The sequence below is a fragment of the Ruegeria sp. C5 genome (assembly GCF_056537605.1).
Map to the genome: position 1 here is coordinate 516,621 of NZ_JBQFRX010000003.1, position 10,953 is coordinate 527,573.

The 10,953-nt window shown below is 58.6% G+C and carries 9 protein-coding genes; 2 read left to right on the top strand and 7 right to left on the bottom strand.

Annotation, left to right across the window (positions count from 1 at the left end):
* Window positions 1-108 precede the first annotated feature (108 nt).
* Entirely contained in the window at window positions 109-582 is a 474-nt protein-coding gene (locus tag ACR0AW_RS14100) for a rhodanese-like domain-containing protein (protein ID WP_170732875.1), read from the top strand.
* On the top strand, window positions 579-1,394 hold the full coding sequence (locus ACR0AW_RS14105; protein WP_170391879.1) for a PHB depolymerase family esterase: 816 nt from the start codon (window positions 579-581) through the stop codon (window positions 1,392-1,394). The genes ACR0AW_RS14100 and ACR0AW_RS14105 overlap by 4 nt, the downstream gene beginning before the upstream one ends.
* On the opposite strand, the gene mdoH is transcribed toward ACR0AW_RS14105, so the two are convergent.
* From mdoH to ACR0AW_RS14140, 7 genes are all read right to left on the bottom strand, one after another.
* Entirely contained in the window at window positions 1,395-3,266 is a 1,872-nt protein-coding gene (gene mdoH / locus ACR0AW_RS14110) for a glucans biosynthesis glucosyltransferase MdoH (RefSeq protein ID WP_170563640.1), read from the bottom strand.
* The gene (locus ACR0AW_RS14115; protein ID WP_170401267.1) at window positions 3,263-4,762 is read right to left on the bottom strand and encodes a glucan biosynthesis protein G; all 1,500 of its coding nucleotides are present in this window, start codon (window positions 4,760-4,762) and stop codon (window positions 3,263-3,265) included. The genes mdoH and ACR0AW_RS14115 overlap by 4 nt, the downstream gene beginning before the upstream one ends.
* Window positions 4,759-5,976 carry an OpgC domain-containing protein gene (locus tag ACR0AW_RS14120; RefSeq protein WP_170732874.1) on the bottom strand — a complete coding sequence of 406 codons (1,218 nt, stop codon included), beginning with the start codon at window positions 5,974-5,976 and terminating at the stop codon, window positions 4,759-4,761. The genes ACR0AW_RS14115 and ACR0AW_RS14120 overlap by 4 nt, the downstream gene beginning before the upstream one ends.
* Window positions 5,977-6,009: 33 nt before the next feature.
* A complete protein-coding gene (locus ACR0AW_RS14125) occupies window positions 6,010-7,380 on the bottom strand; it encodes a tetratricopeptide repeat protein (RefSeq protein ID WP_170732873.1) in 1,371 nt (456 codons plus the stop codon).
* 180 nt (window positions 7,381-7,560) lie between these two features.
* Window positions 7,561-8,745, bottom strand: a complete 1,185-nt coding sequence (locus ACR0AW_RS14130) for a CoA transferase (RefSeq protein ID WP_170732872.1) — start codon at window positions 8,743-8,745, stop codon at window positions 7,561-7,563.
* Entirely contained in the window at window positions 8,732-10,351 is a 1,620-nt protein-coding gene (locus ACR0AW_RS14135) for a thiamine pyrophosphate-binding protein (RefSeq protein WP_170662082.1), read from the bottom strand. The genes ACR0AW_RS14130 and ACR0AW_RS14135 overlap by 14 nt, the downstream gene beginning before the upstream one ends.
* A 79-nt stretch (window positions 10,352-10,430) precedes the next feature.
* The gene (locus tag ACR0AW_RS14140; RefSeq protein WP_170401258.1) at window positions 10,431-10,895 is read right to left on the bottom strand and encodes a DUF302 domain-containing protein; all 465 of its coding nucleotides are present in this window, start codon (window positions 10,893-10,895) and stop codon (window positions 10,431-10,433) included.
* Window positions 10,896-10,953: the final 58 nt, after the last annotated feature.

Here is a 10,953-nt window from a genome sequence, read left to right on the forward strand (position 1 = left end):
ATCTACCTGTGTAACTATGACGCGAACTTGATCTGAGGGTTGGATTTCCTGAAAGCGTCGCGAATTGCCATATGATAATACCGATCTGACAATGCAGGAGAGTGCCGCATGGCAGAAGGGAAAGGCCGAACCCGCAGATGGGTCCTATTGGGCGGAGGGGCCGCCATTGCAGCGGGTTTCGCAATCCGCGAATACCGGCTGATCCCGCAGGCCTATGCTGGTGGTCAGATTGCGGCGGCCACCGCCCATCAACAGGCTCTCGACGGCGCGATCCATCTTATCGATATCCGAACCCCACGCGAATGGCGGGCGACCGGGGTCGCCGAAGCGGCCCATCCGCTCGACATGCGCCGTGAGGATTTCGTGCAGGCCTTGGACCACCTGCTCGGGGGGGACCGATCTGCACCTGTCGCACTGATCTGTGCACGCGGGGTGCGCTCGGCCCGATTAAGCAATCGACTGACCGAGGCTGGATTTACCAATATCATCGACGTGCCCGAGGGCATGCTGGGTTCGGCGGCCGGGCCCGGTTGGGTGCGGGCTGGGTTGCCTGTCAACGCTTATGAAGAGGAAACGGGATGAGTGTCAGACACTGGTTGGCCGCGTGCTTTGTTTTTGCCGGGCAACCCGGCCTTGCGGCTTGTGGCGATACCGAGGGGATGTGCGAAACCGCATCAGGCGGATATCACATCGAACTGCCGAAAGCGGAGAACCCTCCGCTGGTTGTGTTCCTGCACGGCTATGGCGGCAGCGCCACCGGTACGCTCAAGAACCGATCCATGGTCGAGCCACTGCTGGCGCGCGGCTACGCGGTGATGGCACCGGAAGGGTCCGAGAGAAACGGCCGAAAAAGCTGGAACTTCTTTCCCGGTTGGGAAGGTCGGGATGAACCCGCGTTTCTTCGTGAAGTAGTGCAGGACGCTGCCGACCGGTTTGATATCGACCCGGATCGCGTGGTGCTGGGCGGCTTCTCGGCTGGCGCGTTCATGGTTTATTACCTCGCCTGCGCTGCGCCGGATTCATTTTCTGCTTATGTCCCGGTTTCAGGCGGGTTCTGGCGGCCACATCCCGAAAGCTGTGATGGTCCGGTACGCATGTTCCACACCCATGGTTGGACGGACAATGTGGTGCCGCTGGAGGGCCGCCTTTTGGGCGGAGGCCGTTTCCACCAGGGCGATATCTTTGCCGGATTGGAAATCTGGCGGGTCGCCAATGAGTGTGCCGATACCAAGCCCAGCGGGTTTTCTACCACGGGCCAGTTTATGCGTCGCAACTGGATGGGATGTGCCGAAGGTAGCGCCTTGGAATTTGCTCTGTTCCCGGGCGGCCATACGGTGCCAAACGGCTGGGCTGATATGATGGTAGACTGGTACGAAGGCTTGCCCGGCGGGTGATCATTCCGCCGGTGTGATCACGCCCTTGCCTTCGATCAATCGCTTCAACTCATCGCGATAGCGCCGGGCCGAGCGTGTAATTGCAGGCTCACTGACATCTTCGCGCATACCAACCATTCGGCGCGCGGTGCCTGCCGATACGCCGCTGAGCGCAGACAATGGGATCGCCAGTGCCAGGCTGATCGCAATCGGGGCCAGCCAGACCGAGACCAGACCGGCGAGGATGCCAACGCTAAGCGCGACGCCGATGATAGTCTCAAGGCTGTGGCACAGGATCAGCGTGCGCAGCCCGTAGCTGCCACCATCGCGCGCTTGCGGGGACCAGCCCTTTTGAATGCCCAACGCGGTGCGGAACACTGCAATCATCTGCTGCACCATAAGTATAGGGGCATAGAGGATCGACAGGATGACTTCGGACAGAAATGAAGTGAAGAATTTCCGCGTTCCGCCGAAATCGGAATAGCGCACACCGCTGAGGGGCAGGGCAGCGACGCCCAAAACCTTGGGCGCCAATAGCATCGCATACATCACCAGAATGATCAGCACATGGCGTGTTTCGGACATTTCTGGCCATTGCGGGAACAGCGGATTGTCCGGGCTGAAGTAATGCAGGACCGAGGCGTCCTTGCCCTGACCGATCAAGGCCCACATCACCAAAAGTGCAAACCATAGCGGCGACATCAGATATCCGACCGCGCCGTGGAACATATGGAACCGCGAGACTGCGCGGAAGCCGGTCGAACCCAGCAGTTTCAGGTGCTGCAGGTTGCCCTGACACCAGCGGCGATCGCGCATTGCGTGGTCAATGAGGGTGGGGGGCGTTTCTTCATATGATCCGCGTATGCGCGGCAGAAAGCGCACGGCCCATCCGGCGCGGCGCAGCAATCCGGCCTCGACGAAATCGTGGCTCATGATCAGCTTGTCTTGTCCGTTGAGCGACCGCAACTTGGGCAGACCTGCGCTAGAAGCAAATGCACAGGTGCGAATGATGGCGTTGTGGCCCCAATAATTGCCTTCTTGCCCGCACCAGCGCGCGAGGCCTTCGGCAAAGGCGATACCATAGACGCCGTTGGCAAACTGCTGCATCCGGGCAAAGACCGATTGCGCGCCAATCAGCTGCGGATAGCTTTGGATCAGGCCTGCGCCGGGATCGCGGGCCAAAGCATCGGTCAGGCGCGAGATCGCGCGACCCGTCATCAGGCTGTCGGCATCCAGCACCAACATCGCATCCCAGTCCGCGCCCCAGCGGCTGACCCAATCGGCAATATTACCGACCTTGCGATCCGTATTCTGGGGGCGGCGGCGGTAATAGAGTTCAAGCCCCGGTGCCAGCGTGGTCCGCAACGCCTCAACGCTGGCCTGTTCCTGCGCGGCGATCTCGGGGTCGCGCGTGTCGGATAAAATGAACATGGCATAGTGGTGCTGACCACCGCGTTTCTGCAGGTCTTCCAGCATCGTGCGGGCGTTCCCCAGCACGTTCCACGGCACCTCGTTATAGACAGGCGTCAAAAGCGCCACGCGCAACGGTTGCGAGCGTCCTTCACGCTTTGGCTGCTCTTGCCGGGACAGCGAGACCATGCCCAGCAGCACGGTGCAGACCGTGAAGGAAATCCAGAAGAAATTGAACGAGATTAGCGTCAGCAGGATACCTTCGACCAGATTAATCCCTTCGGCGCTGAACCAGTCGGACATGACCCAGAGCAGGCCCAAAGCCGCCGCCATGGCAGGTGAGAAGACCAGCGCGCGCCAGAACCCGACAGAGGGAATTCGACCCCCGGCAGGTACCTGCGCATCGCGGAATCCCTGCGCAAAGTTCTGCGCTGGCATCGCCAGAGGGGCCTCGGGCGGCATGATATGAAGATCGCGGTTCATATGGTCCAACGGTAAAGCCAGACTTCAGAGGCTGGTTGTTTGTCTTTCAGCAACTGCGCGCGCAGTTCCACGTGGTTGCGTTCGCCTGGTTCGAATGAGAACGCCAGCCGCAACCCGCCCGTGTCTGGGTTACGCTGCAGAACGCCTTCTGAAGTTTCGGCATGGGGCGAGTCGACAAACACCGTGATGGCCTCGGGATCGTCAAGCAGCTCACTGGCTTCGAAATCAATCACAGCCAAACGGCCCTCGCCGAACGTGTTGTCGCCCATCGCGGTGTTGATCACGCGGGCCATAGGGGTGTGCTGAGGTTCCTCGCCCCAGATCAGGCGATAGGACAGATCAATCTGGCTGCCTGCGGCGTAGGGTTCCATCGGGCGCCAATAGGCGACGATGTTGTCATAAATCTCCTGATCCGCCGGGATTTCGACAAGCGTGACGGTGCCTTTACCCCAGTCTTCGCTGGGTTCGACCCACAAGCTTGGGCGTTTGTGATAATTGGCTTCAAGATCCGCATAGTCCGAGAACTTGCGCTTGCGTTGCATCAGACCAAAGCCGCGGGGGTTTGTGTCGACAAAAGACGAGATCTGCAGGCGAGTCGGGTTCGCAAGCGGGCGCCACAGAACCTCTCCTGCGCCGTTGCGGATCATCAACCCGTCACTGTCGTGCACTGCGGGGCGAAAATCATCGAAACGGCTGTGATTGGTCTGATCGAACAGGAACATAGATGTGCCGGGCGCGATGCCGACATGGGGCAGTTCGGTACGTGGGAACAGGGTGGCTTCAATATCCATCACGCAATCTGAACCGGCGGTAACGTGGAAGCGGTAGGCCCCTGTAACGCTGGGGCTGTCCATGAGCGCATGAACGACCATGTTACGTTGATCCGGTTCTGGACGCTCCAACCAGAAACGAATGAATTCGGGGAATTCCTCGCCATCTGGATCGCCGGTCTTCAAGGCGAGCCCTCTGGCCGAAAGGCCATAGACTTCGTGCAAACCGATGGCGCGGAAATAGCTGGCCCCTTGCCAAACGCAGAACTCGTCTGTCTCGCCAGGGCGGTGCATCTCAGTACGCAGGCGTAGACCTGAAAAGCCCAGCGTGTCGTCAATGGGAAGCTCAGGTACGTCTTCAGACTTATCGAACATGGCCAGATCAAAGGCGACCGGCTTGGTCATACCGTCCTCGACGGTCGATACTTTCACTGTGCGTGGAAAATACAGGCCCGGCGTGAAAAAATCGACGTTGAAGGGCGTCTCGGTCTCGTACCACAGCGCGCGATCCAGCCGGAACCGTATTGAACGGTATTGCTGATACGTCAGGTCCTGCCACTCCTGCGGAACCATCTCACGTTCGGCATAATCACGGCTGGCCAGGTCGCGGGCCATTGCGATGACGTCGTCTCGGCTGAACGGGGTCTCTCCACCTGTGGCATATGCCGCTGGGGCGAAGGCCAGAGCCGTTGATGAGGCGAGAAAAGCGCGACGTGTAAAGTTCATTTCTTTGATTTCCAAGGTTGTGACTTGAACCAGGCGGCCAGATAAGCCACGCCGATGATCATGGCAAAGCCAATCATGTTGGCGATGAACACACTGGCAACATCCCGCCCACTCAGGTCCAGTCCGACGCCGATAAGTCGTGCTGCTGCCATAGAAAATACGAACACCGCGAGCGATTGCTGACCCACTTTGGTGATGATGGTCAGCAGGAACTGCCAGACCTTAGCGGCTGCCCCATGACCGGTCGCTATCAGGCGACGGCCATGCTCACCGGCGATAACCCAACCCAGATAGGCAAGCGACAGAAAATGCAGATATCGGAATAGACCAAAGTCGGTCTTGTCGCGAAATTCTTTGGTCACTGGCCAGACCTTGCGAATCTCATCAGCCAGATCAGGGGCTGCTGCATTGATCCAGTTGAATACCTTCCACGAGCCGAACGGCATCGAGAAGATCAAAAACAATGCTGCCGCCCAGATCAGAGTTTTCGACACCGGCGGCGCTGGAATCCAACCTCGCATGAACGCAAAGCCGGTGAAGAACAGCAATTGCCACCCGAATGGGTTGAAGAACCACTGGCGCTCTGACCAGGGCTCGGCCGGCAGGTCAAGGTAGTCGAATTGTGCAACGAGCCAGATCGTGACCGAGGCCATGGCGACCGCCCAGAATCCGATACGATATAGCCCCATAAACAGGGGCATCATCGCCAGTACCACCAGATACATCGGTAGAATATCGAAGTAGTTCGGCACATAGGTCAGGGTGAACAGTCCGACGATCTGTGACGCCGGATCGTTGAAGAAATGCTGTAGATTGAGAGAGGAGATATAGTTTTTCTCGAACAGCCCACTCTGGTTCAGGGCCGCCATTGTCATCGCGACAAAGAAGAACAGGCAGATATGCGCCCAGTAGACCTGCCAGATGCGAAAGCTCACGCGTGCGGTGCCCATCCACCAGCCTTTGCGCATGAACGCCCCCCCAAAAGCAATTGCCGAAGCCATGCCTGAACAGAATACGAAGATCTCGGTTGCGTCCGAAAAGCCAAAGCGGGCAGGTATCCATTTGGCCCACGGATCGTTCGGAATATGGGCAATCAGGATGATGAACATCGCGATGCCGCGATAGAAATCCAACCGCGGATCGCGCGTAGCGGCGGGGGCGGCGGCCTGAGACGCCACCGGAGCAAAATCAGAAGCGGGCGATGCGGTCGCCATACGGTTTCTGTCCTTCTTGGTCTTTTATTGTTGTTATTCGGCGGGGACGCTTTGTGCGTCGCCGCTGTCGCGTGCGGCCTCGATCAATTCTCGGCGGGCGAGGGCGTAATTGTCCTCTCCCCCGGCACGTTTGGCGCGGCGGTCGTCCAAGATGCGCTCGACAGCATCCAAGCGGCCAGCGCGCAGGCCGGAATCAATGGTGATGCGCTCGAATACATCACGTTGGGCGTGGCTGCCACCCGCCAGTTGCATACCGCCCCGGGCATTTGAAAGAAAATCAAAGGCTTGGCCGTAAAGGCCTTCTCCAAAGGCCTCAAGCCCCTTTGCGGCGGCAATACCCGGGTCGGACATGCGGATCGGCGTGTCACCCTGATTGCGCTGGGCGTCATTTTGAATACGCTGCAGCATATTTGCCGTAGCCTCCGAACGATTGTCCCCGGTCAATGCCAGCAAGTAGTGAAGATCGGCGAAGATCAAGCATCCGTCTTCGGTTCGGGCTGCGCTGAGATCGGCCAGTTCTTCCCAGCGGTTGCCAACATCCACGCCCTCAAGCTCTAGCCGGGAGAGCAGCGAGGTTGCATTCGAGATATCGCGATAATCGTCGGTTTTGTCCTGGCGGATGTGATGATCGTAAAGCGCCATCACTTGATCGACTTGCCCCAAATCCAGGTGCATCAGCGCCTTGTGCCACCAGACGTGATAGCGGAAATTGTTGCAATGCGCCCAAGCGTCCTCGCGTCCCGCGAGCCAGTCCAGTCCCAGCTGCGCGTTGCCCGTCATCTCGTGCACGTGCGCTACAGCGTGCAATCCCCAGGCGTCGTCCGAAACCATCCATAGGGCCTGACGACCGGCGATTTCGGCTTTCTCGTAGGCGCCGGTTTCCTCCAGCGCGAACGAGTGGCATCCCAGCAAGTATCCACGTCCGGCGTGGTCGGGTTCATACGCTGGCATCACCCGTTCGATCGACCGACGCATCCCCGCCGCATCGCCCAGAACGAAACGCGTCGCATGACTGAGCTTCATGGCCAGAGTATCAGTTGGGTGCGCCCGCAGAATCTCTTCAAATTTCTGAACGGCCTGTGATGGAAGGTCGGCCATATACAAACTAAGGGCCTCGACATATAGCCTTTCCCGGGCTGAAACTGGCTGACGCTCCATCGCTGCATTCGCGGCACTCAGCGCTTCGGCAGCGACCGCGATCATCTCACGCCGGCCCAGCAGAACCATGAACAGCCCCTTGACCGCATGGCCCAGCGCAAAGTCCGGCTCAAGCTCCAGAACCTTGCCCAGATGTTGCGGTGTGACAGCGGCATGCGCCATGAACCCAAGGAGAACACCATCCCATGCCTCGACGCTTGCGGGCTGGTTCAGGGTGTTCATCTGTCCAAAGACGTCTTGTTTCATACTCGGGTCCAATCTGATTGCGACGTTCTACACTGTTCGATGTAACAGAGTGTGCAGCCGGGTCGTAACAGTATCGACCCTGCTCTCGAATTGGTGAAATCCCGTGTGTGAGAAACGCGAAAAAAACCGCCGATTCAAGGGCATGTTTCAGCAACTTGCCGCCTAAACGGGCAGAGTGTTTCAATCTTCGAAGGGGTTTTCCGCGTTCAGAACAGCCTGTGTGTCAGCCCCACAGACCGGTGGTGCGCTGCGATATGTTACAGGCGTGCGTGACAGGTTCAGGGGATTCCCGATCAGTTGCACCTCGCCAGGCTCAGCTTGCATCGAGATCTGCATCTGGCGGGCAGCGACCTGATCCGAGGCAAAAACCTGATCGAGCGTCCGCACCGGGCCAACAGGGACTTTCAGGTCTTCAAGCCCCGCGATGACGCTGCCTGTATCCAGCGCCTGAACTGCCGGGCGCAGGATCGCATTCAACGCATCCCTATTTTCAAGACGGGCCGGGTTGGTGGCAAATCGGGGATCGTTGGCAAGCTCTGGCTTTTCGATGAAGCTGCAAAATCTTTTGAACTGACTGTCATTTCCAACGGCCAGAATCACGTGCCCATCCGCCGTCTGATAGACCTCGTAAGGCACAATATTGGGATGCCCGTTGCCGCGCCGCTGAGGCACTTCGCCCGAGGTCAGATAATTCACGCCTTCATTGATCAGCCAAGAGATCTGTGCATCCACCAGCGCCAGATCGATCTGCTGACCCTCGCCAGTCATGTCGCGATGACGCAGCGCAGCCAGAATACCAACGCAGGCATACATACCACACATCACGTCAGCAATTCCGACGCCTACTTTCATCGGCGCGCCGTCGGCGTCTCCGGTCAGAGACATGATCCCGCCATATCCTTGCGCCATAAGATCATATCCGGGCTTCGATGAGTTTGGGCCTGTCTGCCCGTAGCCTGAGATCGAACAGTAGACGAGGTCAGGAAACTCATTGGACAAGGTTGCGTAGTCGAGCCCGTATTTCGCCAGTCCACCGGGCTTGAAATTCTCGATCAGAATATCAGCGTGCGAGGCTAGGCGTCGGACTTCTGCCTGTCCTTCGGGTGTTGCGATATCCAAGGCGACCGATTTCTTGTTGCGGTTGGAGGACATGAAATATGCGCTCAGGTCTGAGCGGTTGCCATCCGCATCCTCGGCGTAAGGAGGGCCCCATTGCCGCGTATCATCACCACCGGTCGCCGGGTTTTCGACTTTGATGACGGTAGCGCCAAGGTCGCCCAACAACTGCGTACAAGTGGGTCCTGCCAGAATGCGAGACAGGTCCAGTACCTTGACGCCTTTCAGCGGTCCTTCAGATGCGGCCATCATATCCTCCACGGTCAATTTCCGCAGCAATGACAGTGAACTTGTCTGCTTTCAACGCCTGATCCAATGCAGCCCGCAAATCGTCGCGGCTACGAACTGTGTGACCATAACCGCCGAATGCGCGGCCTAAAGCCGCAAAGTCATGGCGGTCAAAGTCCACTCCGCGATTGCCCATCTGGCGCTGGCGTTGTTTCAGTTCGATAAGCGCAAGGCTGGCATCGACAAAGACCAGAAAGATTGGGTTGCCACCCAATTCGGCGGCAGTCGACAGCTCTCCAGCAACCATCAGAAAGCCGGCATCGCCAGAAAAGCTGATCACGGGGCGATCCGGTTCGGCCATTTTCAGACCGATCGCCATCGGAACGGCACACCCCATGGTGCAGAGCGCCGAGGACTGGATCAACCCTCGTGCCTCCGAACACTCCCACATCTGACTGAGCAGAATGCGATGCGCGCCGCTGTCGGCCGTGGCGAGGGTCTCGGGTGGCAGAACGGCACGAGTTTCTGCGATGATCGCCGCCGGTCCCCAGTCTTCATCTGTCGGAAAAGCATTCGCCAGCGCAGCCTTGACCTGTTCAGGCTCACCATTCGGCCAGGTCTTGCCGGCAGGGTTGCCCTTGGCAATGGCCTCAAGCGTTGCGCCGGTGTCGGCGACCAGATTTAGCCCAGCCTGATGCATGTAATGATCGTTCACCACGGCTGATATGTCGATCACGCGCTTGGTTTCTGGGTCCCAGATCTCGCGCCAGCCGGGGCGCATCTCGATAGGGTCATATCCCAAACACAGTACCAAATCAGCCTGTTCCACCAGCGGGACTAGATGCTTATCGGCCAGCGGAGACAAACCCGCCCCGCCCAGGCAGAGTGGATGATCCTCGGGCACCACCCCCTTGGCCTTGTAGGTGGTGACAAAGGGAATGTTGAAATGCTCTAGAAATGCTCGCACCACACAGCGCGAGTCGTCGTAAAGAACATCAAGACCGATGATCGCCAAAGGTCGCTCAGCCTCGGCCACCCAGCGGCGGGCCTTTTCCAGACATTCCGCGCCAGGCGCGACAGGAGCAACTTTTGCCAGTCGACGACGTTTAACCCCTGATACGCGCGTATCGGCCACCGAGATAGGCACATCGATGTGTACCGGGCCGGGGCGCGCTTGGTTGGCAAGCGATACCGCCTTGTCGGCGATGATATCGGCCCCGTCGGCCGTCAGCATAAAGCTGCCTTTGGTGATCGAGCGATAGACTTGCGCGTGATCCATCACTTGATGGGTGTAGGTCAACGCCTCATCCGCGTCGACACATCCGGTCAGCACGATCATCGGCACCCGATCCTGCAGGGCGTTGGCGACCACATTGATCCCGTTCATCGCTCCGGGCCCGAGTGTGGCCACGAGGATTGCAGGTGCACCATCGCGATGGTGGACCGCTTCGGCCATGAAACCTGCTGAGTTTTCGTGTTTTGCAAGGTGGAAAGCAATGCCCGCGCTTTCCAGCGCATCCACCAATGTCAGAACCTCGCCGCCGGGCATACCGAACGCATGGCGGCATCCGGCCTCGAAAAGGCGTTGTGCCAACAAATCCGCAGCGCGGGGAGACAGGTCCTGCATTAATCAAGCTCCGACAAAGTTATCTGTCAGCAGATTGCGGAGGACGCGTCCGGACGCAAGCAGGTTCACGTCAGTGTGACTATTTGACGGCGTTTTCCGCTACGGCCTGAAACTTTGCGTCCAATTCTATGGCAATCTCGCGCAGAGCGTCTCCGCCCTCGTCTGCGTAAGGGGCAAAGACGAAGCTTGGTGTCTTGTAAGAAAGGGTTGCAGTGCCGTCCTCGTTCTCGGTCACGTAGAAACGGATGGGCGCTTCGATCATCGCGTTGGTCGAGGTTTCAAGAACCCGAACTGCGTAATCGTTGTTGAATGCGCCAATCACCCGGTTGCCCGGAATGGTGATACCGCGCGAGGCCGCCGCTTTGGTCGGCCCGGCCTGTGTCACAACGATCAGGCCGTTTTCCTTTACCGCGGCCTTTGTGTCATCCACGAGGGTCTCATAGCTTTTTCCGCTGGAGTAAACCGCCCATCCAGTAAGAGGTTCGATGCCGTCGGCCCAAGCAGGCATCGCCAGCAGGCAGATCGCAGCCCAAAGCGCCCTCATGTTCTTTCCCTTCCTGTTGACTGGGGAATTGATGACAGAAAAGCGCTGAAACGGGGCT

Coding starts and splice junctions, on each gene's coding strand:
- ACR0AW_RS14100 (WP_170732875.1), top strand. CDS start 109: ATGGCAGAAGGGAAAGGCCGAACCCGCAGATGGGTCCTATTGGGCGGA.
- ACR0AW_RS14105 (WP_170391879.1), top strand. CDS start 579: ATGAGTGTCAGACACTGGTTGGCCGCGTGCTTTGTTTTTGCCGGGCAA.
- mdoH (WP_170563640.1), bottom strand. CDS start 3,266: ATGAACCGCGATCTTCATATCATGCCGCCCGAGGCCCCTCTGGCGATG.
- ACR0AW_RS14115 (WP_170401267.1), bottom strand. CDS start 4,762: ATGAACTTTACACGTCGCGCTTTTCTCGCCTCATCAACGGCTCTGGCC.
- ACR0AW_RS14120 (WP_170732874.1), bottom strand. CDS start 5,976: ATGGCGACCGCATCGCCCGCTTCTGATTTTGCTCCGGTGGCGTCTCAG.
- ACR0AW_RS14125 (WP_170732873.1), bottom strand. CDS start 7,380: ATGAAACAAGACGTCTTTGGACAGATGAACACCCTGAACCAGCCCGCA.
- ACR0AW_RS14130 (WP_170732872.1), bottom strand. CDS start 8,745: ATGGCCGCATCTGAAGGACCGCTGAAAGGCGTCAAGGTACTGGACCTG.
- ACR0AW_RS14135 (WP_170662082.1), bottom strand. CDS start 10,351: ATGCAGGACCTGTCTCCCCGCGCTGCGGATTTGTTGGCACAACGCCTT.
- ACR0AW_RS14140 (WP_170401258.1), bottom strand. CDS start 10,895: ATGAGGGCGCTTTGGGCTGCGATCTGCCTGCTGGCGATGCCTGCTTGG.